General features: G+C 31.4%; 29 protein-coding genes, 1 tRNA gene and 1 pseudogene. 5 read left to right on the top strand and 26 right to left on the bottom strand.

Annotation, left to right across the window (positions count from 1 at the left end; genetic code table 11):
- Position 1: 1 nt before the first annotated feature.
- On the bottom strand, positions 2-286 hold the full coding sequence (locus tag CLCY_RS10065; RefSeq protein WP_048570996.1) for a helix-turn-helix domain-containing protein: 285 nt from the start codon (positions 284-286) through the stop codon (positions 2-4).
- 12 nt (positions 287-298) lie between these two features.
- Positions 299-499 (bottom strand): helix-turn-helix transcriptional regulator, encoded by a 201-nt coding sequence (locus CLCY_RS10060; RefSeq protein WP_048570995.1) that lies wholly within the window; start codon positions 497-499, stop codon positions 299-301.
- A 212-nt stretch (positions 500-711) separates the two neighbouring features.
- On the opposite strand from CLCY_RS10060, the gene CLCY_RS13370 reads away from it, so the two are divergent.
- The 4 genes and pseudogenes from CLCY_RS13370 (at position 712) to CLCY_RS14165 (ending at position 2,777) form a co-directional block, all read left to right on the top strand.
- Positions 712-1,137, top strand: a complete 426-nt coding sequence (locus CLCY_RS13370; RefSeq protein ID WP_053083305.1) for a helix-turn-helix domain-containing protein — start codon at positions 712-714, stop codon at positions 1,135-1,137.
- 28 nt (positions 1,138-1,165) lie between these two features.
- Entirely contained in the window at positions 1,166-1,600 is a 435-nt protein-coding gene (locus CLCY_RS10050; protein ID WP_048570994.1) for an ImmA/IrrE family metallo-endopeptidase, read from the top strand.
- 55 nt (positions 1,601-1,655) lie between these two features.
- Positions 1,656-2,003, top strand: a pseudogene (locus tag CLCY_RS14170) (Arm DNA-binding domain-containing protein); the annotation flags it as partial.
- 66 nt (positions 2,004-2,069) lie between these two features.
- On the top strand, positions 2,070-2,777 hold the full coding sequence (locus CLCY_RS14165) for a site-specific integrase (RefSeq protein WP_242844965.1): 708 nt from the start codon (positions 2,070-2,072) through the stop codon (positions 2,775-2,777).
- 131 nt (positions 2,778-2,908) lie between these two features.
- Here the strand turns inward: CLCY_RS14165 and CLCY_RS13645 are convergent.
- The 5 genes from CLCY_RS13645 to CLCY_RS10025 form a co-directional block, all read right to left on the bottom strand.
- Positions 2,909-3,005: transfer RNA gene (locus tag CLCY_RS13645), tRNA-Sec, on the bottom strand.
- Positions 3,006-3,073: 68 nt separating this feature from the next.
- Positions 3,074-4,981, bottom strand: coding sequence for a selenocysteine-specific translation elongation factor (gene selB / locus CLCY_RS10040; protein ID WP_048570992.1), 1,908 nt, complete (start codon positions 4,979-4,981; stop codon positions 3,074-3,076).
- Between the two features lie 9 nt (positions 4,982-4,990).
- Entirely contained in the window at positions 4,991-6,379 is a 1,389-nt protein-coding gene (gene selA / locus CLCY_RS10035; protein WP_048570991.1) for an L-seryl-tRNA(Sec) selenium transferase, read from the bottom strand.
- 15 nt (positions 6,380-6,394) lie between these two features.
- Positions 6,395-7,432 (bottom strand): selenide, water dikinase SelD, encoded by a 1,038-nt coding sequence (selD, locus tag CLCY_RS10030; RefSeq protein ID WP_082141790.1) that lies wholly within the window; start codon positions 7,430-7,432, stop codon positions 6,395-6,397.
- Between the two features lie 103 nt (positions 7,433-7,535).
- Entirely contained in the window at positions 7,536-8,222 is a 687-nt protein-coding gene (locus CLCY_RS10025; RefSeq protein WP_048570989.1) for a ComEA family DNA-binding protein, read from the bottom strand.
- Positions 8,223-8,326: 104 nt separating this feature from the next.
- Here CLCY_RS10025 and CLCY_RS10020 point away from each other — a divergent pair, with 104 nt between their 5' ends.
- Positions 8,327-9,562, top strand: a complete 1,236-nt coding sequence (locus tag CLCY_RS10020) for a D-alanyl-D-alanine carboxypeptidase family protein (RefSeq protein ID WP_048570988.1) — start codon at positions 8,327-8,329, stop codon at positions 9,560-9,562.
- 58 nt (positions 9,563-9,620) lie between these two features.
- On the opposite strand, the gene CLCY_RS10015 is transcribed toward CLCY_RS10020, so the two are convergent.
- The 19 genes from CLCY_RS10015 to minC form a co-directional block, all read right to left on the bottom strand.
- Complete coding sequence (locus tag CLCY_RS10015) at positions 9,621-9,836, bottom strand: heavy-metal-associated domain-containing protein (protein ID WP_048570987.1); 216 nt, start codon at positions 9,834-9,836, stop codon at positions 9,621-9,623.
- Between the two features lie 217 nt (positions 9,837-10,053).
- Positions 10,054-10,437, bottom strand: a complete 384-nt coding sequence (locus tag CLCY_RS10010; RefSeq protein WP_048570986.1) for a RidA family protein — start codon at positions 10,435-10,437, stop codon at positions 10,054-10,056.
- Between the two features lie 132 nt (positions 10,438-10,569).
- On the bottom strand, positions 10,570-10,911 hold the full coding sequence (gene rsfS / locus CLCY_RS10005) for a ribosome silencing factor (protein WP_479723119.1): 342 nt from the start codon (positions 10,909-10,911) through the stop codon (positions 10,570-10,572).
- Positions 10,912-10,946: 35 nt separating this feature from the next.
- Complete coding sequence (locus tag CLCY_RS10000) at positions 10,947-12,542, bottom strand: LCP family protein (protein WP_048570985.1); 1,596 nt, start codon at positions 12,540-12,542, stop codon at positions 10,947-10,949.
- Entirely contained in the window at positions 12,535-13,113 is a 579-nt protein-coding gene (yqeK, locus tag CLCY_RS09995; RefSeq protein WP_048570984.1) for a bis(5'-nucleosyl)-tetraphosphatase (symmetrical) YqeK, read from the bottom strand. Before yqeK ends, CLCY_RS10000 begins: the two co-directional genes overlap by 8 nt.
- Positions 13,113-13,724, bottom strand: coding sequence for a nicotinate-nucleotide adenylyltransferase (nadD, locus tag CLCY_RS09990; RefSeq protein ID WP_048570983.1), 612 nt, complete (start codon positions 13,722-13,724; stop codon positions 13,113-13,115). The genes yqeK and nadD overlap by 1 nt, the downstream gene beginning before the upstream one ends.
- A 135-nt stretch (positions 13,725-13,859) precedes the next feature.
- A complete protein-coding gene (gene yhbY, locus CLCY_RS09985; protein WP_048570982.1) occupies positions 13,860-14,174 on the bottom strand; it encodes a ribosome assembly RNA-binding protein YhbY in 315 nt (104 codons plus the stop codon).
- 14 nt (positions 14,175-14,188) lie between these two features.
- Positions 14,189-15,460 carry a GTPase ObgE gene (gene obgE / locus CLCY_RS09980; RefSeq protein WP_048570981.1) on the bottom strand — a complete coding sequence of 424 codons (1,272 nt, stop codon included), beginning with the start codon at positions 15,458-15,460 and terminating at the stop codon, positions 14,189-14,191.
- Positions 15,461-15,595: 135 nt separating this feature from the next.
- Positions 15,596-15,859 carry a 50S ribosomal protein L27 gene (gene rpmA, locus CLCY_RS09975; RefSeq protein ID WP_048570980.1) on the bottom strand — a complete coding sequence of 88 codons (264 nt, stop codon included), beginning with the start codon at positions 15,857-15,859 and terminating at the stop codon, positions 15,596-15,598.
- A 41-nt stretch (positions 15,860-15,900) separates the two neighbouring features.
- Positions 15,901-16,212, bottom strand: coding sequence for a 50S ribosomal protein L21 (gene rplU, locus CLCY_RS09970; RefSeq protein WP_048570979.1), 312 nt, complete (start codon positions 16,210-16,212; stop codon positions 15,901-15,903).
- A gap of 155 nt (positions 16,213-16,367) precedes the next feature.
- Positions 16,368-17,849 carry a ribonuclease E/G gene (locus tag CLCY_RS09965; protein ID WP_048570978.1) on the bottom strand — a complete coding sequence of 494 codons (1,482 nt, stop codon included), beginning with the start codon at positions 17,847-17,849 and terminating at the stop codon, positions 16,368-16,370.
- 12 nt (positions 17,850-17,861) lie between these two features.
- Positions 17,862-18,560, bottom strand: a complete 699-nt coding sequence (locus CLCY_RS09960) for a TIGR03936 family radical SAM-associated protein (RefSeq protein WP_048570977.1) — start codon at positions 18,558-18,560, stop codon at positions 17,862-17,864.
- The gene (locus CLCY_RS09955; RefSeq protein WP_048570976.1) at positions 18,532-20,400 is read right to left on the bottom strand and encodes a TIGR03960 family B12-binding radical SAM protein; all 1,869 of its coding nucleotides are present in this window, start codon (positions 20,398-20,400) and stop codon (positions 18,532-18,534) included. The genes CLCY_RS09960 and CLCY_RS09955 overlap by 29 nt, the downstream gene beginning before the upstream one ends.
- 16 nt (positions 20,401-20,416) lie before the next feature.
- Positions 20,417-20,917, bottom strand: coding sequence for a zinc metalloprotease (locus CLCY_RS13640; RefSeq protein WP_152668149.1), 501 nt, complete (start codon positions 20,915-20,917; stop codon positions 20,417-20,419).
- A gap of 340 nt (positions 20,918-21,257) precedes the next feature.
- Positions 21,258-21,542 (bottom strand): hypothetical protein, encoded by a 285-nt coding sequence (locus CLCY_RS09945; RefSeq protein ID WP_048570974.1) that lies wholly within the window; start codon positions 21,540-21,542, stop codon positions 21,258-21,260.
- Between the two features lie 127 nt (positions 21,543-21,669).
- Positions 21,670-22,779: a rod shape-determining protein RodA gene (gene rodA, locus CLCY_RS09940; RefSeq protein WP_048570973.1), complete on the bottom strand. Its 1,110-nt coding sequence runs from the start codon at positions 22,777-22,779 to the stop codon at positions 21,670-21,672.
- Positions 22,780-22,892: 113 nt separating this feature from the next.
- Positions 22,893-23,165 carry a cell division topological specificity factor MinE gene (gene minE, locus CLCY_RS09935; protein WP_048570972.1) on the bottom strand — a complete coding sequence of 91 codons (273 nt, stop codon included), beginning with the start codon at positions 23,163-23,165 and terminating at the stop codon, positions 22,893-22,895.
- 12 nt (positions 23,166-23,177) lie between these two features.
- Positions 23,178-23,975: a septum site-determining protein MinD gene (gene minD, locus CLCY_RS09930; protein ID WP_048570971.1), complete on the bottom strand. Its 798-nt coding sequence runs from the start codon at positions 23,973-23,975 to the stop codon at positions 23,178-23,180.
- Positions 23,976-24,003: 28 nt separating this feature from the next.
- Positions 24,004-24,633 (bottom strand): septum site-determining protein MinC, encoded by a 630-nt coding sequence (minC, locus tag CLCY_RS09925; protein ID WP_048570970.1) that lies wholly within the window; start codon positions 24,631-24,633, stop codon positions 24,004-24,006.
- Between the last annotated feature and the right edge of the window lie 169 nt (positions 24,634-24,802).

The following is a 24,802-nucleotide window of genomic DNA, read 5'->3' as shown; positions in this document are numbered from 1 at the left end:
CTTAAAATATGCCTAGTGTTAAATCTTCCTTAAACCTATCTATTGCCAAGGTAATAATTCTTATTTTTTCTTTTAGCTGTTTATTTTCTTTTTCTAGTTGCACTTCATATTCTGTCTTAAAATTATTTTTAACTAGCTTCATGTAATCTGCTAAAGCTTCCTCTGAAATTCTCCATTCTGATCCTACTTTAAAAGCTCTTAATCTTCCCCTTTCAATTTCTCTTTTTATAGTTTGATGATCAGCATCTAGCATTGCAGCTGCTGCTTTAACTTTATAAGCTCTCACTTCTCTAACCTCCTATTTACATTTATTATTTGGAAAAATATCATCAACTGAAACACCTAATGAAACTGCTATTTTTCTAGCATTAATTAAACTAGGTACTGAATTACCATTCATTATTTCATAAAAAGATGACCTAGAAATTCCGCTTTTCTCTATAACATACGATGTCTTTATTCCCTTTTCATTAATTGTCTTCTTGATGTTGTTCTCCATTCTTTCACCTCCTTCGAAAACTATAATTTAATTTTACAATCGAAATTCCGGATATTCAAATTATATTATCCGGAATTTCGATGATTATAATTGATATCCTCCTATAACCTTTTACTTCCTCCGTTTTTCTGAATTTTTTTATTTACTTTACCGGATACATATGATATTATTATCCTGTAAACCGGATTGTAAGATAAAGGAGTTAAATTGATATGAACATTGGTGAGAAATTGAAACATGCACGAGAAGAAAAAAAGTTAACACTTAAATCTTTAGCAGATATAAGTGGTGTAGGCCAAAGTACTATTTCAGATATAGAAAATGGTTTATCTAAAAATCCAAGAAGGGATACATTAAATAAACTTGCTAATGCTTTAGATGTTTCAATAAGTGACTTATTCAGCGATACTACATCTAATAAAAATGAAGATACAAGTTCAAAAAAGGCTTATTTAAATATAGATATAGTACCTGAAGAATTCACCGATGCAAATCTTGCTAGGCAATATGTTAACAAACATCAAATTTTTGGGTCACATGGTTTTGATCCTGATAAACTTGACGACTCTGAAATACTAGAGTTTGCTAATGAACTTTTAAAACAAATGGAAATGGTTAGTTTCAAATACAGAAAATAAACAAATTTAGCATTGTAGGTGATTTTATTTGAAATGGATTGACACAATAGTAACAGGATTAAGTGAATTATATGGATCAACTGATCCTTATGATTTATGTGATGCTCTAAATATAAAAATCATTAGAATAAATAAAACCTCATTCATTTTAAGAAATGAAGCCGCAATATACATAAGAGATTTTAATAACAACGAAACCATATTTTTAAGGGATGATTTATCCTATAAAGAAGAATCTTTTTACTTGGCACATGAAATTGGTCACGCAGTACTTCATCCTGAGATAAGAAATTCTTTTAATAAAAATTTGATTAATACTGATAAGCTTGAAAAGCAAGCTGACTACTTTGCTTTAAAGCTTATCAATATAACAATAGATGAAATAGAGATGTATGGAATGACTATATCTCAAATAGCTTGCTCTTTAGAGCTCCCAGAGAGAGCTTTAAAACAACTTATTTGATTTATATATTTTTTAACTACCAAAAGAACATAAGTTCTAAAAGGAGGTATGACTTATTAAAGGATCAGTTGAAAAAAGAAATAATTCTTGGCGCTTTAGAGTTGATATCGGTGTTGATCCCGAGACAGGAAAGAGAAAGCAAAAATCCAAATCAGGATTTAAAACCAAAAAAGAAGCTCAAATTGCACTTGCAGAGTTTATATCTAAGTATGAAAATGGTGAATACTTTGAGTCTCAAAAACTAAGCTTAAGAGAATACTTAAAGTATTGGCTTGAAACATATGCTAAATCAAATGTTTCTGCCTCTTCTTATATTAGATATAAGCAGTTTGCTACACAAATAACATCTAAACTTGGTGGACTTGAAATAGCTAATATAAAACCAATGCATATTCAAAAATTTTATAGTGACTTACAAAAGACTAATTTATCTAACTCAACAATATTAAAGGTTCATAGAATGTTATCTATGGCTTTGAAACATGCTGTTGGATGGCAGATGTTAAATTATAATCCTGCAAGTGCTGTTAAGCCTCCAAGACCTGAGCATATTGAAATGAATATATGGGACTCTGATACTATAAATGAAGTTCTTAAAGAATTAAAAGAAAGTAATAGTAATCTTTATATTCCTATTCTTATAGGTGTGACTACTGGAATGAGACAAGGTGAAATAGCAGCTTTAAGGTGGAGAAATATCGATTTTACAAATGGGTTTATTTCTGTAACCCATAACTTTCAAAAGATAGACAATAGCAATAACTATGCTCTTACTTCGCCTAAAACTAATAAATCAAATAGAAGTATTGCTATGATGGATTTAACTATAAAGGAACTTAAAGCTCATAAAAAGAAACAAAATGAATTAATTATGTTAAATAGAGATTTTTATAATAATCAAGACTTTGTATGTGCTTTTGAAGACGGTTCTCCATTCAAGCCTGTTTATATAGGTGAGCTTTTTAGAAAATTTATTAGAAGATCTAATTATCCTAAGATAAGGTTCCATGATCTAAGACATAGTCATGCAACTTTACTATTAAAGCAAGGGGTTAACCCTAAAATAGTATCAGAAAGACTAGGACATGCAAACATATCAATAACACTTGATACTTACTCTCACGTTTTACCTAATATGCAAAAGGAAGCTATATCAAAGCTAAATGAAATGTTTTAATGAGTATATTTTTATATGTATGTGTACACTTTGAAACATTCGTGACCAAATTGTGACCAAACTGGCTTTTAATATATATTTATCTCAAAATATAAAAAAGGGCTACATCTCTGTAACCCTGTGTTATCAATTGGCGGGAATGTGTGAGAATCGAACTCACCCATGACGCTACTAACGCCACAAGCCGGTTTTGAAGACCGGTAGACACACCAGCACCTATCCACTCCCTTGAGTAATTACAATCTTAGCATAGTATTATTTTTTTTTCAATAATCAATGATTAACATAGATATAATCTATAGCAATATTCTCCTATCTTCAACTCTCTTGGTAACTTTTTCTCCATCAAAATATTCAAGTATAGGTACTGCATATTTTCTACTTGCTGAAATCAAATCTCTAAATTGTGCAGCTGTAATTTCACCATTTTCCTTTAAGAAATCAACTATTTTCTCTCTAGCTAAATCTAAGTATTCTTTATACAAATATATATCATCTGCTACTTTTACTAAAACATTAGACTCAACTAAAGAGTCAAATACTATTTTCCCTGTCCTTTCTTCTTTACCGTAGGACTTCAATAAATCAGCTATCTTAGGTGGCTGATACATTGATTCTTTCATTTCCTTTAGAATTTGGGTTCTTATTTCTTCTTGTCTTTTATCAAGCTTTATTTCAAAGTCTTTTTTAGCAACAAATGCTGTTCCTAACTTTAGTGTACCCTCTTCTAAAATTTTTATAATCTCATCATATAATCTTTGTTTTATTTTTTTTCCTACAAGTTTGTTTTTAAATTCTTCCTTAGACATACCTGCTTTAAGGGGATTTAGCTTATGATACTCACCTAGTATTTCATTTGACTTTTCTATAAGAGAAAATATATATGAAACATGAAGATAAACATCACCATCAGTTTGAGGAAGTCTTCGAACTCTACCTTTTTCAACTAATGCTTCTACTATAGAATCAAGACCTGCTATTCCTTTTCCTGCTGATTTTATAAGATCATCTACTTTTGGATATAAATTACTAGTTGCTTTTATTGCTTGTTCAACTATCTCTTCAGGGGATCCCTTTTCCTTAAGCTCTAATTCTGCAATAACATTTTTGTCTCCTGATTTATGCTTTTTAGGATTAGGATCTAATATAGTTCCTCCTCCGATAGTTATCATAGGTGAATAGCTTCTTATTACATATTTGTCACCTCTTCTAACAGCAATTTTATCCTCAAGTCTTATTTGTATAAAGGCACTTTCTGAAGGTTCTACTGTTTCTTTATCAAGTATTACTACTCTTCCTAAAACCTCAGTAGTTCCATGGTAAACCCTTACTCTATCTCTATTTTTTAATGGTCTTGCTGCATCTTTAAGGTATTTAAGTCTACAATCTATCATCATCGTATTCTCCATGATACCTACCTTGCCTATGCAGTCCCCTCTTTTAACTTCTGTCTTCTTTATATTAGCAAGATTTATTGCAACTCTTTGACCTGCAAATGCTTCCTTTACGCTACTTTCATGTACTTGTATACCTCTAACCCTTGTTTCAAACCCCTCTGGGTAAACTGTACATTCATCTCCCTCTTTTATAGTTCCAGAAATAAGTGTACCTGTAACAACTGTTCCAAATCCACTAACTGAAAATACTCTATCAACTGGCAATCTAAATTCTGTATGTAAATCCTTATCCTCTACTTCATCAGTCATCTTATCTATAAGTTCTATAAGGTCATTAATACCTTCCTTCATAATTGATGAAACATCGACTATAGGAGCATCCTTTAAGAAAGTTGATGATACTTCCTCCTTAATATCCGCTTTTATCATTTCAAGCCACTCTTCATCAACCATATCTTTTTTTGTTAAAACAACTATACCTTTTTTAATGTCTAATAATTCTAATATATTAAGATGCTCTCTTGTTTGAGGCATTATACCTTCATCAGCTGCGATAACTAGTAAGACTATATCTATTCCGCTAATACCAGCTAGCATATTTTTAATGAATTTTTCATGTCCTGGAACATCAACAATACCTGCCCTTTTGCCACTTTTAAAATCAAAATAAGTAAATCCAAGATTTATAGAAATACCTCTTTCCTTTTCTTCAGATAGAGTATCTGTATTTCTTCCTGTTAAAGCTTTTATTAGGCTTGTTTTGCCGTGATCAATGTGTCCTGCTGTTCCTACTATGATGTGTTGCATATTTTCCTCCTAAATTATATTAGATAATGTTTCTGATATAATTTTGTAATCATCTTTAAATAAAGTTCTAACATCTATAATTATGGTATCTTTATAAAGTCTAGTAACAATCGGTATATCTGCTTGTCTCAGTTCTTTCTCAACTTCCTGTGGCTTTTTAAATCTTGGGCTTATTGCTACAACATAAGTATCTATACTTTCAAGTGGCATAGCCCCTCCACCTACTTGTGAATGGTCCTCACAAATCTTAACCTCTGCTCTATCCTTTACCTTACTTCTTATACTTTTAGAAAGTCTAAGTGCATCTTTCTTTAAAATATCCTTGCTTTTAGTAAGCATGTTAAGGCAAGGTATTTCTCTTAATGCAACTTCCTCATCTAAATATAGCCTAAGTGTAGCTTCAAGTGCCGCAAGTGTCATTTTATCTATTCTAAGTGCCCTGGTTAACTGGTTTTTTTTCATTTTTTCAATGTATTCTTTTTTACCAGCTATAATCCCAGCCTGTGGTCCTCCTAGAATTTTATCTCCACTAAATGTTACTATATCTACACCTTTTCTAATACTTTCTTGAACTGTTGGCTCATAGGTTAACCCATATTTTGAAATGTCTATAAATATCCCACTGCCTATATCTTCAATTATAGGTATACCTGTTTTTTTACCAATAGCTACAAAATCCCCTACTTCAAGTTCTTCTGTGAAGCCAAGGATTTTATAATTACTTTGATGTACTTTAAGAATACAACCTGTATTATCATTAATTGCATTTTCATAATCGTATACGTGGGTTCTATTTGTAGCTCCAACTTCAACAAGTTTAGCTCCACTTTGTTCCATTACAGAAGGAATTCTAAAGGACCCTCCTACTTCAACCAATTGCCCTCTAGAAACTATTGCTTCTTTTCCATTGCAAAGAGTTGAAAGTACAAGCATAACAGCCGCAGCATTATTATTAACAACAAGTGCAGCTTCAGCTCCTGTTATCTTACACACAATATCCTCAACATGACTATATCTAGAACCTCTTATTCCTTCATCAAGGTCATATTCTAAGTTATTATATCCCCTTGAAATATTAAGAACAGCATTTACTGCACTTTCAGCAATTACAGCTCTTCCAAGGTTTGTATGTAATACAGTTCCAGTAGCATTTATTACCCTTTTCAAATGCATTGAGGATTTCTTTTGGATTAAAGACATAATATATTTAAAAATATCTTCTGTATTATATTCTTTAATTCTTTCTTCTAATATATTATTTCTATAAACATCTATACCTTCTCTAAGTGACTCTAATATAATACTTCTTGGTACACCTTCTATAGACTTTATTTCTTCTCTTTCAAGTAATACATCAATTTTAGGAAGAGACTTTAAAAGTTCTTTTTTTTCAGCCATTTCTTATCCCCCTGATTATTTTATATATACATACTTTTCTTTTTTCTCCTCAACGAAGCCTATAATATTCGCGATAATATTGTTTTCCTTTAATTCATCTGCTAATTTAATTGCTTCTTCTTCTTTAAGTGTATATAATAGTCCTCCTGATGTTTGAGGGTCAAACATTAAATCTTCTATGTATGCATCTTTGACTAAAGACTCATAGTTTTTACCTACATGGTTCCTATTATTATATGTTCCTGCAGGTATCATTGCCATTTTCGCATATTCCTCAGCACCATTCATAAATGGGACCTTATCACTTTCTATAGTAATAGATAAATTTCCTCCTTTAGCCATTTCATATACGTGGCCTGCAAGTCCAAATCCTGTTATATCAGTACAAGAACTAATGTTATATTTTCTTGCTATATCAGATGCATATTTATTAAGAGTTGACATATACTTCATAGCCTCATCAATATGCTCTTTTGAAGCAATTTCCCCTTTTATAGCAGTATTTATAACTCCAGTTCCTATAGGCTTTGTTATAATTAATACTTCACCTGGCTTTGCATTTGAATTAGCAAATACTTTCTCAGGATGAACAAGTCCCATAACTGAAAGACCGTACTTTGGTTCATTATCACTTACTGTATGTCCACCAACTATAATAGCTCCAGCTTCTTTAACTTTATCCGCTCCACCTCTTAATATTTCTCCTAGTATTTCTATATCTAAACAATTTGGAAAACAAACTATATTAAGCGCAAGTGTTGGAGTCCCACCCATTGCATATATATCACTTAGTGAATTAGTTGCGGCAATTTGACCAAACATATATGGGTCATCTACTATAGGGGTAAAAAAGTCTAAGGTTTGTATCACAGCTGTTTCATCATTTATTTTATAAACAGCAGCATCATCTGATGTATCTATTCCTACTAATAAATTTTCATCACTTACTTTTGGTAATTTACACAAAACTTGTGCAAGGACATCTGGTCCAATTTTAGCAGCTCATCCTGCTGATTCTGTCATATGTGTTAACTTAACATCCTTTATTGACATAAACTCATCCTCCTAACACCCAAAATATAATATATATATACATAATTCGAGCTTTACAATAATATACACTTATTGTATATCATATAACAAAGAATATTCAACACTATTCTACTGTTATTTTATCTTTAAGGTTTTCAAACATTTTATCGCCAATTCCACCAACTTCTTTTATATCCTCAATAGTCTTAAAACCACCTTCTGTTTCTCTAAAGTCAATAATTCTTTGAGATAATGCATCTCCAATCCTTGGAAGATTCTTAAGTTCTTCCTTAGATGCCTTATTAATATTAATTTTTTCACTATCTTCTTTTTGCTTACTATTACTATCTCCACTTTTAGTAGTTCCTACTCCCAACCCTTGGCTATCTACCTGCTGTTCTACTGCTTTATCTTTAGTTTCCTTTGCACTTAATATTTTAAAATAATCCTGATCTTTTATTTCATATGCAAGATTTATACCCTCGGGATCAGCTTCTTTAGTAAATCCACCAGCAAGTTTAACTAAATCATCTAGCCTATCTCCTTCTTTTAATGCATAAACCCCAGGATTTACTACATATCCACATATATATGCTTTTATCGACTTGAAAGTTGAAGAAGTATATTCCTTATTTTGCTTTACTGTTTCATCTTTATCCTTCATTTCTTCTACCAAGACTCGATTCTTTTTTATTTCATCCTTAGGAATAGATGTTTTATTCTTAATATAGATAAATGAAGTTATTCCAAATATTATAAATAAAAACACTATTATTCCTACTCTTTGTTTTTTAGTAATTTTAATATCCATTTAAATCACCTCTATATAAATCATTTCCATTTTTCTTCAATTTAGTCTGTATTTATTGCATTTTTCTGTTATAATATAGAAAGCTTTTATTTTAGGAGGACATTATGATAAAAAAAACATTATTGAGTATAACTTTAATGTTAGGCTTTTTACTGAGTTTTCCCTACGGTGTTAAAGCAAAAGCACCTATTCCAAATAACATAACTTCAGAAGGATATGTTTTAATGGATATGGACTCAGGGAAAATTCTAGCTTCTAAAAATGAAAATACTAAATATGAACCTGCTAGTATAACTAAAATTCTTACAGCTTTAATAGTTATAGAAAAAGGAAATTTAAAAGATAAAATTACTATTAAACATTCCCCTACCTTAGAGGAAGGAAGTAGTCTATATCTAAAAGAGGGAGAAGTTGTAACTGTAGAACAGCTTCTATATGGATTGATGTTAAAATCCGGTAATGATGCTGCCACTGCCCTTGCAGAGTATATCTCAGGCTCTAAGGAAAACTTTGCTAAAGAAATGAATAAAAGAGCAAAGGAATTAGGTGCTGTAAATTCTCACTTTAGTAATCCACATGGTCTAAATGATAATAATCATTATACTACTCCAAGGGATTATTCGCTTATAGCTAAAGGTGCAATGAACAATCCTACTTTTAGAAAGATAGTTGGTACTGCAACCTATACAATAGCTCCAACGCCTCAATTTCCTCAAGCTAGACTCCTTGTTAATCATAACAAGCTTATATCATCTCAAAAATACAAATATGATGGTGCAAACGGTGTGAAAACAGGGTTTACCAAAAGGTCTTTACATACATTTGTCGGATCTGCTACAAAGGGACATACTAATCTATTAGTTGTATGTATGAAAAATTCAACTCAGTGTTATGTTGATACTAAGACTCTTTTTGATTATGGCTTTACAAACTATGAAAGTAAAAAGATTACTGAAAAAGGCAAAGTTATAGGCAATATGGCTGCAAAGAACAAAAAAGATATTAACCTTATAGTATCACAAGATACTTCTTATCCATTTGATAAAAGTAATCCTGAGAAAGTATCAACTGATATTAAATACTTAGATATTAAAAAGTTCCATGCTGGCGACGTAGTGGCAAAGCTTGAAATTAAAATAAATGGAGCACCTTATAAAACAGTAGATTTAAAGGCTTCAAAGGAGTACATTCCTAAAATTGATAAAACTTTAGAAAAATACGGAATAACTGATTCAAATAAAAATATAATCGCTTTTTCTGCCTCTTTAATTACACTATTTGCATTATTAATAGTATTTAATATACGTGTAAAAAGAAACAGAAACAATATTTTTAAATAAAAAAGTGCTTTTAAAGTAGAAATCTTATCTACTTTAAAAGCACTTTTATTTAAATAATTTACATTTCCTCAATAGATACAACACTATATCCTAATCTATATATCTTATCTATAATAGATTCATTATCTATTTTACTACTTGCATGTATTATAGCTGACTTTTCCTCAAGGTCTATCTCCGAAAACATTACTGAATCAAACTCTTCTAGTGCTTCTTTTACATGCATAGAGCATTTATTACAGGTCATCCCCTCAATAAATATTTTCTTTTTCAATACTTATCTCTCCTTATAGATGTATTTTCTACAAACTCTTTTATATTTACCATAACCTTATCGGATAATGTTAGTATTCCTTTAAATTTTATATTTTAACTTACCTACTTCATAATTATCTAATCTTTTATAGTTTTATCAAAGGAAAATGCTCCCTACAACAAATGGTATATATAACCATATTCTAAGGAGCATTAAATCTTAGTTTATGTAAAAATTATTCAGCAAGTGCAATAGCTTCTATTTCAACAAATGAATCCTTTGGAAGCTTAGCTACTTGAACCGCTGATCTCGCTGGCATTTTTACTGTAAAGTATTCAGCATATATTTCGTTAACAGCTACAAAATCATCCATATTCTTTAGGAATACTGTTGTTTTGATTACATTTTCAAGACTACTTCCGCCTGCTTCTAGAACAGCTTTAAGATTATCTAAAACTCTTCTTGTAGCCTCCTCAATATTTGAGTTTATTAAATCTCCTGTAGCAGGATCTAGTGGTATTTGTCCTGAAGTAAATAGCATATTTCCAACCTTAATAGCTTGTGAGTATGGACCTATTGCTGCAGGTGCATTACTAGTATTTATTATTTCTTTTGACATTAAACTGCCCCCTTTATTAAACTATAAAATATAATGATATAGTATCATAATTATTATAAAAAAACATTAATTTTTTTAAGAATTCTTTTTATAAAAAAGAGGACAAATTGTCCTCTTTAAAATCTTTAGGCTTTAGAAAACTATTTCCTGTGCATCTGCCCAAAGTCTCTCTATTCCATAAAATTCTCTTTCTTCCTCATAAAATATATGAGCTATAACATTGCCATAATCTAAAAGAATCCATTTTCCAAACTGATGTCCCTCTTTATGTGTAACTTGTATACCCTCTTCTTCCATTTTATGTTCTATTTCCTCTGCAATCGCTTTAACTTGTACGTCAGATCCTCCTGAACAAACAACAAAGTAATCTGCTATAGATGAAAGTCCATCTACGTTTAATATTCTTATATCTTTTGCCTTTTTATCTGCAGCTGCATTAGCTACAAGATAGGCCATATTTGATGATGTTTTCAAATCTACACCTCCTAAAGTGCTTAGTTTAATATATTTTAGTCTATAACATCTGCTCCTAAAACTACGATTATATCTGCTGATTTGTCATTAGAACTAATTATTTTACCAGTTCCAAGACCACTTGCTACCTCTGTTGCAAAGTTATTATCATCTTTATATCTTATTTCTGTTTGACGCAGTTCACCATTATAATTCCCTATTTCCACAACTTTATATCCCTGTCTTTCTAGCTTTTCTTTATACCTTGCAGCAAGACCAGATTTAGGTGTAGAATTTAGAATCTTAATACTTTTAGATTTTTTTATTGATTCATCACTTTTTGATTCAGTAAAAATATCCGAGGATGTAGAAGAACCTACTAGTATTCCGCCATTTAAGGCATCATTACCTAGAATAATCTTTATGTCTTTTATATTATCTCCATTATCCTTTATGTAGTTTACATCATTAAGATAATTCTTAAGACCACTTATAGTGTAATCTTCTCCATTATATCTTACTTCAGTCTTTTTCTTCTTTGTGCTTTGTGTGCTTATATTAGTAATATTAAATCCAAGACTTTCTAACCTCTCTTTGTATTGTGCAGCAAGGCCTGAAACACCTGTAGAGTTAATAATGCTAATGTTTAAGTTTTCATTATTTAATGGAGTACTATCATTTCCTGCTGAGGATGCACCACTTGCATCTCTAAAATTTGAAAGGTATGGTTCTGCCTTAACCTTATCATATAGATAGTACCAGGTTCCAACTTCATTATCATGATAAGCCTCCCCAGCTAAAACCTCTTTTTGAACTGAGGATGGGTCAACATTCATTAGTTCTTTTCCATACTCCATTATTGTTGACATGTCCATATTAGTGTCAGCGTAATTTGTAACCGTATTAAGAAGTGGTATCAGTTTAGATATACCCTCAGGAGACTTTAGTTTTTCAAGGAAATTAACCATAAACACTTGTTGTGTTTCTGCTCTTCCTACATCTCCAGTAGGATATCCGCCTCCATTATTATTTTTTCTCCATCTAACAAACTGTTCAGCTTTTTCACCATTCAGAAGAACTGTTTCACCTTTTTTGAAATTTATTTTTATATCACTTGCCTTATAGTGCATGTCACGTGGAACAACTACCTTAACGCCACCAATAGCATCTACACAGGCTTTAAATCCTTCATAGTTGATTCTACCATAATAATTAACATCTACATTAAGTAAATCTTCTACTGTCTTTATGGTTAGATCTGGTCCTCCAATAGCATGTGCTGCATTTATCTTCTGGGTTTTACCATTAATCTTAACTTTAGTGTCTCTAGGTATTGATAACATATAAATCTTATCAGTTTTTGGAATATACCTTACGAGCATCATTGTATCAGACCTTTGGTGCTCCTCTTTACCGTTATAATCACCTGCATCTACTCCAAGAAGAAGAAAATTCATAGGTTCACCTTTTTCTACCTTCTTAGCCTCAGATTGAGATTTACTTGTAACTTTATCTCCTAATGACTTTAGATAGTATGCAAATACTCCACCAGAACCAATAAATAAAATTAATAGAGTTATAAGAAAAATTTTTAAAGGACTACGCTTTTTCTTTTTTACTTTTCTTCTCCCCTGTCTTGTTTCATTACTCACACTTATTACCTCCAGATAGAATTAAACTATTTCTAAGCTCTACCGTAGATGGATGTATAATTTGGCCCTTTAACATTACATAAGACATAGTAGTATTACACCCCATAATTAGTGCCTTGTCAAGGTTTTTAAATGCCTCTTTTCTTATTTCCTCAACACCTTTAAAGTCTCTTCCTTCTTCAATAAGGTCAGCTATGTATATTATTTTCTCAAGGGTAGACATACCCTTTCTACCTGTTGTATGGTATGCTATTGAATTTAGTATATCCTCATCATTTATGTTAAATTTCTCCTTTAACCTTAATGCTCCAACAGGACCATGTAAAAGATAAGGAACATTCATTTGTATTTCATCTATACACTCATTATGCTTTTTCATATATGATAGCATTTTATCACCTGAAAAAAATTTTGCACAATCATGAGCTATAGCAGCTATTTTCGTTTTTTCTTCATCTATTCCATATACCTTTGAAAGTTTTATTGCCATTTTCTCAACCCTTACACAATGGTTAAACTTTTTTTCATTTAGAGATTCCCTTGTAAAGGCTCTTATTTTGTCATAAAGCATTATATTAAATCACCTCTGTATAGATTATTCTCTACAATATAGTCATGTACAGGCTTTGTTACCATATAAGTAGCATTTTTCCCCTTTGCTATCCTCTTTCTAACTTCTGTGGATGATATATCTATGTTAGGAATGTTTAATATACCAATATTCCCTCCATAGTTTAACTTAAAACTCTCTAAATATTTAAGAATAACGCTATTTTCTGAGTTTCTATTAACCACAACAAAATTAGCTAAGATCATCACTTCTTGTAGATTATGCCAATTTTTCATATCTAAAAGAGTATCATATCCAACAATAAAGTTAATCTCTACATCTTCATAAGTATTATGTATTTCAGTTAATGTATCATAGGTATAGGTAATTCCCTGTCTTTTAATTTCCATATCACTAAAGGTAAAGTCCTTATTATACCCTATAGCCTTCTTTATCATATTTAATCTATGAGTACCACTTTCTATACTCTTCAAACTCTTATGTGGAGGATTCCCCGTTGGAATAAAAATTACTCTATCAAGTTCTAATTCCTCTAAAACATATTGTGCAATTATAAGATGTCCTACATGAATCGGGTTAAATGTTCCACCTAGTACTCCTAATCTTAACATATATTTCACCTTTTATTTCTCTTAATATTTAAAGATATATTTTTATAACTATACTATTATATCAAATTTTTTGTAATTCTAATAGTTATATACTAAATTATTTATATTTAGGTTTATATAAAAAAAGATGCCTATTTAGGCATCTCTTCTTTTCTTTGCTTTTGGTAGTTCTATTTTTGACTTTTCTTTAGACTTTCTATATATAACAAATTTACTTCCTATAACTTGAACAGGATCTGCTCCTATCGCATCACATATTTCATGGCAAGCTTCCCTAGCATCCATTAAACAGTTTTTAAGAACTGAAATCTTAATAAGTTCTCTAGCCTCTAGCGCATCTGAGATTTCTTTAAGGTTATCTTCATGTACACCTTCTTTTCCTACTTGAAATATCGGATCTAGTGTATTTGCAAGTGATCTTAAAAAGCTTCTTTCTTTACTTGTTAGCATTATCTCACCCCTTATTAGTCTAAGAATTCAAACTCAAAGTCATCCATTCTTACTAAATCATTATCTTGTATTCCCATTTCCTTAAGTTTCGCAATAATCCCTCTTCTTTCAAGAGTTCTATGGAAGTACTTAATTGATTCACTATCATAAATATTAACTTGAAGAAGTAATCTATCAACAAGAGAACCTGAAACGACATATACTCCCTCTTCATCTATTTCTACGTCGTAAGTAAACTTTCTTTCCTCTGGAACGAACATTTCATCCTCTGTATACTCTTCTTCCACCTCAATTGTATTAAGTATACTTCCTACATATAGCATAAGTTCACGAAGCCCTGTATTAGTAGCTGCAGAAATTTTGAATATTTTCATACCCTTTTCTTCAACGTACTCTTTAAGCTTTTCATAGTTTTCTTCATTTTCTGCTATATCAGTTTTATTAGCAACAACTATTTGAGGTTTCTTTGAAAGCTTTTCGTTATATAGCTTAAGTTCGTCATTTATCTTTTCAAAGTCATCAATCGGATCTCTTCCTTCAACTCCAGATACATCTATAACATGTATAAGAAGTCTTGTTCTTTCTACATGTCTTAAAAAGTCTATCCCAAGTCCAACTCCTTCATGTGCACCTTCTATAAGTCCTGGAATATCTGCTAAAACAAAACTCTCTATCCCCTTAATATCTACAACTCCAAGGTTAGGTGTTAATGTAGTAAAGTGGTAGTTTGCTATTTTAGGTTTTGCTCCTGTAACCATTGATAGCATAGTAGACTTACCAACATTAGGGAATCCTACAAGTCCAACATCCGCTAAAAGTTTAAGTTCAAGGACTACATTTCTCTCTTCACCTGGAAGTCCTGGTTGAGCAAAATTAGGTGCCTGTCTTGTGGAAGTTGCAAACTTCGCATTTCCCTTTCCACCTCTTCCACCTCTTGCAACAACTGCCTGTTCTCCATCTTCCTTCAAGTCAGCTATTATCTTTCCTGATTCAGCTTCCTTAATTACTGTTCCAGGTGGAACCTTTATAACAAGGTCTTTTCCAGCTCTACCATACATCTTTTGAGATGCTCCATCTTCTCCTCTTTCAGCAACATGCTTTCTTTTATACTTAAAGTCTAGAAGTGTTCTAAGGCCTGGATCTACCTTAAAAATTACACTTCCTCCATCACCACCATCTCCACCGTCTGGTCCTCCTAGTGGCACATACTTCTCTCTTCTAAATGATGCAGAACCGTGTCCTCCATCTCCTGCTTTTATGTATATCTTGGCTATATCTATAAACATAGCATCACCTCATTCACAAATTTGATTACTTATATATCTTTGGCAAGAAGTTCTTATTTTATAACCCTTATTACTTACATTTTAAGGAAGTGTCATATAAAAAATATAAAAAGCACCCTTTTGGGTGCCTTTTTACTATTGAGCTGCTCTTGGATATATACTTACTTTTTTCTTGTCTCTTCCAAGTCTTTCGAATCTAACGATTCCGTCGATAGTAGCAAATAAAGTATCGTCCTTGCCCTTACCAACGTTTGTACCTGGGTGAATCTTAGTTCCTCTTTGTCTTACAAGAATGTTTCCAGCAAGAACAAATTGTCCGTCTGCTCTCTTCGCGCCTAGACGTTTGGATTCACTATCTCTACCGTTCTTGGAGCTACCCACACCTTTCTTATGTGCCATGTATGCCACCTCCTTAATAAGGGATTTTATATTTCAATTAATTAAGCTTCGATTTTTTCGATCTTAATTTGAGTGTATGGTTGTCTGTGTCCTTGTTTCTTTCTATAGTCCTTCTTTCTCTTGAACTTGAAAACAATAACCTTCTTAGCTTTTCCATGTTTTACAACACTAGCTACAACCTTAGCACCCTCAACTTTTGGTGATCCAACAGTTAGCTTACCGTCCTTTGAAACAGCAAGTACTTCTGTTAATTCAACGTTTGAATCAACATCAGCAACTAGCTTTTCAACGAATAGCGTATCGCCTTCTTGAACTCTATATTGCTTACCACCAGTTTGAATGATTGCGTACATCTGACATACACCTCCTCTTGCCAGTCTCGCCTAATGCAAGGCAGATTAAGAAAATCTTTAAAGCCTGCTTCGTGCGGTTCACGACTTAAATTGTAACATACATAAATATTACTGTCAACAAAAGAAAGCCTAAGTAAAAATTACTTGGTATAATTCTATTTTTTCTTAATTACCTTAATAGAAAAAGATGTATCATCCTCGTTAAAACTTTCAATTTTTCCAACTAAAGTTCTTTTTCCATAGCTTATTCTGGCGAAATCAACATCAAGATTTTCTCCTATATAATAACCATTAAAGTCTCTAATTTTTTTAGTCTCAATTTTAACAGAATATACTTTTTTCATAACATCTATAAAATCTACTATATTTATAGCTTCATAAATATCCTCAGATACAAAAACGTTAAATGATGTCTTTGAATTTTTATAAATCATATTTAAAATATCATTTTCTAAATTCTTTACACTATAAAAGGGATTTAGAAAATTCGGATTATCTTTTCTATAAACAACATCTCTTAAAACCCTAGATTTTTTCGCTTTAGATACTTCAAGTAGACCAAGCTTTGTAAATCCATGAATTTTAGCTTTTAAACCATACTTTTTAAAGCACCTTTCAACTTCACCCTCTAGTACTTTCTTAGATTCCTCTTTCTTCATATTAATAAAATCTATTAATATGATTCCAGAACTACTTTTTAGAGATATTACTTGCGAAATCTTCTCAACAGCTTTTATGTTAGCATCAAGTAAACACTTCTCAAGGTCTTTACTTTTATTAGTAGATGCAAAATTAACATCAATTATAGTTAAAGCCTCTGTTTCATCAATTACAATATTAACTTCATCGCTAGCATCAAAATTTCTTTTTACAGAATACTCTATGTAGCCTTTTAAAAGATTTAGCTTATCTATGCTTTCCTCAATTGATAATACTTTAGCCTCAAAACTATTTTCCTTAACAAATCTTTTAATTTCATCACTTTCATCTTCTCTATTAATATATATTTTTTCAATAGATGAAGTTATATATTCTCTCTTAATATAATCTATAAAATTATTAGCCTCAAATAAAAGACTTTCCCCTTTTATATACTTCCATGATGAATTTATCTTATCCCATGTTTTCTTGGTATAAAGATATTCATTTATAATTTCTTCATCATGAATATTAATACAAGAGGTTCTAAATATAATCCCTAAAGCCTCTTCACCTTTAGTTAGCCTTTTTCCAAGACTCAACAACTCACTTCTTCTTTTAGAATCAGTAATATTTCTCGAAATATTTATATCATTACAATCCACAAGTAAAACTGAATTCTTAGATGGTAAAGTAAGTTTCATAGAAAGGCGAGCCCCCTTATTACCTGAGGGCTCTCTTATTACCTGCACTAATAACTCTTCACCTTTTTTTATAGTATGAGTACACTCATCAAAATGAAGCATTCCTGTTTTGCTTTCTCCAATATTTACAAATGCACAACCAAGTGACTCAGTTATATTTTCAACTCTTCCCTTATATATATTTCCTGAAATATTCTTTGATGAATAGTCTTCTGTATAAATACTTACAGGCTTTTCTTTCCTAAGAAGTAGTGCACGACTTTGTGCTATTCCAATATCTATAATAAGATTCAAATTAATCACTTCCTACTTATAAAATGTAAGAAGGTCAACCCATTTATCTGATACCTTTGTATAAATATTACGTCTCTTAGAAGCCGGGAATCCAGATATAGTTCCATTAGAGAAATCCTTCAAAATACCCCATAATAAATCCATTGATAAACTTCCATTGCTACCTGCCATTACAAAGGCTTCTATCTCTACTTCTTCTTCATTAAATTCGCTTACAGAAAGGTCAATAATTAAAGGTCTAACATTCACTTCCTTTAATCCCTTTTTTGTCTTCTTTTCTTTTAATATTTCATCAGATTCTAATATATTTTCAATGTATTTTTCACACTCTGATCTACTAGTAGCACTATGAGTCATTCTTAAGGTATACTTTGCACCTTGTACAGCTGCCATTGCAGCAGGCTTTTTATCTTTTATATATACAACATTTAAAACTCTCATTCCAAGTGGAAGATTTTCATTAAGCTCTTCTTTTACTATTTTTTCATCTACAAAGCTATCAAAATCCACATCAATATACTCACCTATACTTGATATGCCAAGTGATAAAGGTGCTGCAACTGATATTGATGGATGTGGATTAAACCCCTTTGAGTAAGATACAGGAAGGCCAGCTCTTCTTAATGCTCTGTGAAAAGTCCTCATAGTGTCAAGGTGAGATATAAATTTAGTTTCATCATTTTTAGTTATTTTGATTAAAAGTCGCTCCATTAAAACATTTCCCTCCCTTTAAGAATGTCGTCATTCCACAGCCTGTGCATCCTAATCTACAATCCTGTGTTAAAGTTGCTTCCTTAGCCTTTTTAAGTTCATTAATTAAATAAGCTTTTGTTACACCTATGTCAATAAAATCCCATGGAAGAACTTCATCTAGTTCTCTTCTTCTATTTGCATAAAAATGTGGGTCTACATTGCAATCTTCAAAAGCCTTCATCCACTTATCATAGTCAAAGCATTCACCCCAACCGTCAAATCTACATCCAAGTTCAAATGCTCTAATAATAACCTCTGATATTCTTCTATCACCTCTTGCTACAACTCCTTCTAGGAAGCTTACAGGTGAGTCATGCCAATTATAACTTATATTTCTATTTCTAATTTTACTCTTTAGGAAGTTTTGCTTTTCTACAAGCTCTTCTCTTCTATTTTGTGGTTCCCATTGGAAAGGAGTAAAAGGCTTTGGTACAAGGGATGATGTACTTACAGTAACAGTAAGTCTTCCCTTCTTTCTCTTCTCCTTTGGAACTGAATAATATGCATCAACAACCTTTAAAGCAAGATCTGCAATTCCTTCAATATCCTCCATCTCTTCAAATGGAAGACCTATCATAAAGTATAACTTAATAGTACTCCAACCAAGTTCAAAAGCACTTGTTACAGATTCTATAAGATCATTCTCTGTTACACCTTTATTTATAATGTCCCTCATTCTTTGGCTTCCCGCCTCAGGTGCAAATGTTAATCCTGTTTTTCTAACCTTTTGAATCTCATTAATTAGGTCCACAGAAAATGAATCTATTCTAAGAGATGGAAGTGAAACTCCAACCTTTTCATCCTTATATTTATCAACAAGTTTCATAACAAGATTCTTTATATCTGAATAATCACAAATACTTAATGATGTTAAAGATAATTCATCATATCCTGTCCCCTTAATAAGCTTATCAGCAAGTTCTATTAATGTATCTGTCTTTCTTTCTCTAACCGGTCTATATATCATACCTGCTTGGCAGAACCTACAACCTCTAGTACACCCTCTAAAAGTCTCAAGCATTACTCTATCATGAACAATTTCTGTTAAAGGTACTATCATCTTATCAGGATATATTGTCTCATCTAAGTTCTCCATGATTCTCTTTGTAATCTTTTTAGGATAAATATCTTTTTTAGGGATCATTTCCTTTATAGTACCGTCTTCCTTATATGTTACATCATAAAATGCAGGAACATATATCCCTTGGATCTTAGAAATTTCTTCTAGATATTCAAGTTTTGTCTTTCCCTCTTCCTTAAACTTAACATAAATGTCTAGAATGTCATTCATCATCTCTTCACCTTCTCCAAGTTGGAAAAAGTCAGCAACCAAAGCTAAAGGCTCTGGATTATATGCACATGGACCACCACAAACAATAAGAGGATACTCTTCTCCTCTATCCTCAGCTCTTACAGGTATTCCTGATAAATCAAGCATATTTAGTATGTTTGTATAACTCATTTCATATTGAAGAGTAAAGCCTAGAAAATCAAAATTCTTTAAAGGCTCTTTCATTTCTAATGAATACAAAGGAATTTCCTTTTCCCTCATTATCTTCTCCATATCTATCCATGGAGCGAAGGCTCTCTCACAGTAGCTATCTTCTCTTTGGTTTATTACATGATAAAGTATTTTAAGCCCTAAATGTGACATTCCAACTTCATATACATCTGGAAAGCACATTGCAAATCTAGCTTTAACTTTTTCTAGATTTTTTCTTACCATGTTTACTTCTCCACCTGTATATCTTGCAGGCTTTTCAACACTTAAAAGCAATTCATCTTTTATATTCAACATGTGTATTCCTCCTATGTTAATCAAAACATTCTCTAAGGGTAATATTTCCCTTAGTAAAATAAAATTTTATTATTTCCTTATCACTAATGGTATTTTCCTTATTCTTATCAATTCCTATTACATAGTTTATATTAAAACTAAAATTTTTCATTATGTCAAAAATCTTAGTATCTTCACTATAGAATTTTACTTTTTCTTTATTATTGAGGAAATTTTTATTAAATTTCTTATAAAGAGCTTCTTGAATTATACTCATTTTAATCCATTTAATTTGAAGAATAGAATTTGCTATAAGGCTTAGTGATATTAATATAAGAATTATACTATTAATTGCCCACCCCATATAGATGGGTAACATTAATATTATACAACCAAATATAATTCCATTCAAATTTATAATAAGATTAGCTAGATAAAAGCTAATAAACATCGATAAAACTTCCTTCAAAATTCTTCCACCATCTAAAAATCCTACTGGAATAATATTAAAAACAAAAAGAACAATATTTATATTCATTAAACCTACTATAATATTTGATGATGAGATAAAAGAAATAATATAGAAAAGCACAAAAAAAATAAGGTTAGTTAATGGTCCAAAGAGAGATATTATAATATTATCTCTAGGCTTTATAAAAACCTCTTTAAAGCATAAACTAAACCCAAAGGGTAATAGAGAAAGTTTCTTGATCTTATATCCAAGAATAACACCACATATTAAATGTCCTAATTCATGTAATGCGATAAAAATAAAATATAAATAACTTTTAGATATAAGAAAAATTAAAATTAACCCGTAAATCGCCCTAACAAAAAATTCTGTTTTACTATTATGTCCCATATACTCTCCTTAAAAATTACTTCTCTACATTTTTTACAAAAGTTTCAACAACTTCTTTAACTTCTGGAGAGTACTTTTCAAATGCCTTAGTAGCCACTGTACTATAGTCTTTATAGAAATTATTCTTTACAAACTGATTAACATTTTCACCTATTCCTGTTTTTGTATACTTAAAAAGCATTAGCACGAGTATTATGACTAGTACTCCTGTTAGTTGCCTTGAGAGTTTACCTATGTAGCTAACCTCTTTTTTATTAGGGGGATTACCTAGCCCACTTCCTATCCTTGGTCCATAATTCATTTATATTCCTCCTAAAAATACTTCCAATTAATATATATTCTTTAGGACTACATATAGTACTTTAAATATAAAATAAAAACAGGATAAGCCTAAATGAATTAGACTTATCCTGTTTTATATTTAAACTTTAAAAATTTATCTTTTTCTTTCTTATTCCGACATTTACAACTAAAGCTAAGGATATTATTGTTGTCATAAGTGAACTTCCACCATAGCTCATGAAAGGTAGTGGAATTCCTGTTATAGGCATAAGCCCTAAGTCCATCCCTATATTTTGTAGTATTTGGAATGTTAACATTGATAGTACTCCAACTACTATGTATGTCCCAAATTTATCCTTAGAGTCCCTGGCAATCTTTATCCCTCTCCAAATAATATTAAAATAAAGTGCCAAAAGAACCATTGCACCGAGGAATCCCCATTCCTCTGCAAACACACTAAATATGAAATCCGTATGAAGCTCTGGAATAAAATTACCCTCAGTCATTGCCCCACCATAAAGGCCTGAACCAAAAAACTGCCCTGCACCGATTGCAGTCTTTGCTATATGTGCATTATAACCTGAACCTGACATATCAAGCTCTGGGTTTAAAAATACAAGTACCCTTCTTTTTTGATAGTCTGCTAGTACATCAAGAAACCACACTGCAAGTACTCCAACTACTGCTGTTCCAAATCCAGTATAAATAATCCTTTTATCAAGACCTGCATAAAATATCATACCAAATATAGTAACCGCAAAGATAAGATTTGTTCCCGTATCCGGTTGAAGCTGGATAAGAATCATTGGTAAAAGAACAACTCCGGCAATCTTCCCTAAGTTCTTAATGGTATTAATATTATCCATTTCCTCTAAAACCTTAGCAACAACTATAATCATGATAACTTTGAATAATTCAGCTGGCTGTATACCCATAGGTCCTACTCCTAGCCATGCCTTGGCCCCATTTACTGTTTTCCCAAATAATAATACTGCAAGTAGGCCTAGTACTCCACATACATAAAAGATTTTATAGTAACCACCTATTGTATTATAATCTATGCTAATTATAAAAATTGCAATTATTAGGGATACAACTGTAAAGGCAATCTGCATCAATAGATTTTTCATACTTCCACCATCACTAAATGCATGAGTTGCACTACTAATAGTCATAAGTCCTGTTAGTATAAGTGCAAAAGCACTAAAAACTATTCCATAATCAATATGTTTTAGAATTCTATTTTTATCAAACATTTCCAAGCACCTCTAAGTTTGTATTATCTCCATTAACATTAATGATTATACCATACTTAAATTAATTTTTACATTAAAAAAGATAGGAATATCATTCCTATCTTTTTATGTATTTATCTACCTATATCTTTCATTTTCTTTATTGGTATATTCGCAACAAGGGCAGGTGAATCTGCTGAATCTGCATCTGTTCTAGTAAGTTTAATCTCTAGCCCTTTTTCATCTATTTCAGCGTAGTCAGATATTACTTTTATAATATCTCCCTTAACCATCTCTAAAAATTGTGGTGAAACATTAGCTCTATCATGTATTAATATTAGCTTTAATCTCTCCTTGGCTACATCTTTAGAAGGTTTTTCTCTTCCGAAAATCTTAAACAAATCCATTTATACCCCTCCTTATCTTTTTCCAAATAACCTTTTTACTGCTGTAAAGAAGCCTACATGTTCCTCTTCAAGATTTAAAAGTGGTACTTCTTCTCCAGTTATTCTCTTTGCAATGTTTCTATAAGCTTGCCCTGCTCTAGAATCATTATCCATTACAGTAGGTTCTCCCCTGTTAGTAGACATTACTATCTTTTCATCATCAGGAACTATCCCTAGAAGCTTAATAGCTAGTATATCTGTCATATCATCTATATTAAGCATTTCACCTTTAAGTGTCATTTCGTGTTTTATTCTATTTACTATTAGCTCATGATTTTCTAGTCCCTTAGCTTCAAGTTTTCCTATTATTCTATCAGCATCTCTTACAGCTGATACTTCTGGAGTAGTTACTATAATTGCTCTATCAGCGCCTGCAACTGCATTTTCAAATCCATGCTCTATCCCAGCTGGACAGTCAATAATTACATAATCATACTCTTCCTTTAATCCATTAACAAGCTTTTGCATTTGACTAGGATTTACTGCGGTTTTATCCTTTGTTTGAGCAGTTGGAAGTAAGAACATATTATCAAATCTTTTATCTTTAATTAATGCTTGCTTTAATCTACAGGTTCCTTCAACTACGTCTACAAGATTATATACTATTCTATTTTCAAGTCCTAAAAGCAGGTCAAGATTTCTAAGCCCTATATCTGCATCTATAACTACGACTTTTTTACCCATCATAGCTAGTGCTGTTCCAATATTAGCTGTAGTTGTAGTTTTACCTACTCCACCTTTTCCTGAAGTTATAACTATGGCAACTCCCATTTTAATATCCCTCCACATCGATTCTTAGTTAAAAATACTTATTTGGTAAATAAGGTTCTATTATTATTATATCATCTTTAATTTTTGCTACTTCTGGAATGTTAGTTTTAGAATACTTCTCATCATCTGGCGCTCTTGTAATAAGACTTGCAATCCTAAGCTGGGTTGGCTTTAATGAATATGCAGCAACAATAGCCTTTTTATTTCCTGTCGCCCCTGCATGTGCTATCCCCCTTAAAACTCCAAGCACAATAATATTACCAGCAGCCATAACCTCTGCTCCTGAATTAACATCCCCTATAATAATAATATTCCCATCGTAATTTACCTTTTGACCGGACCTAATAGTACTTTTATAGAACTTTGTTCTACCTTCATATATCCCTTGGAAAATTTTTTCTTCTGGCTCTTCTACCTTGGACTCTTTTTTTATATCAGCATTAATATTATACTGCTCTTTCAAGCTATCTCTAATGCTTCTCAAATCCTCATAGGATAAATTTGCCTCACCATTTGTAATCCATATTTCAGAACCTATGAAGAAATTTTTTCCTCGTTCAATTTTCTCTATTATATCCTGTTTTACAAGTTGAAAATCATTAGAGTTAATGTAAATAATTATTCCATTTTTACTCCCTTTAATAGTTACATTACTCATGTAGCTAACCTCCAGATGCCCTATATTATTTTTATTCTTCAAAAAGCACGGCTTTCCTTCTTTATTTTGAACAAATATGTATTTATTTTAACATACAAATAATGATATAAAAATACATTTAAACCTTATCTATAAGGAAATCTACTCTACATCAATTATTAAACTATTA

It is taken from the genome of Clostridium cylindrosporum DSM 605, assembly GCF_001047375.1.
Taxonomy (GTDB): Bacteria; Bacillota; Clostridia; order Clostridiales; family Caloramatoraceae; genus Clostridium_AB; species Clostridium_AB cylindrosporum.
The sequence above is the reverse complement of the archived record's forward strand: the minus strand, read 5'-3'. Positions and strand labels throughout refer to the sequence as shown.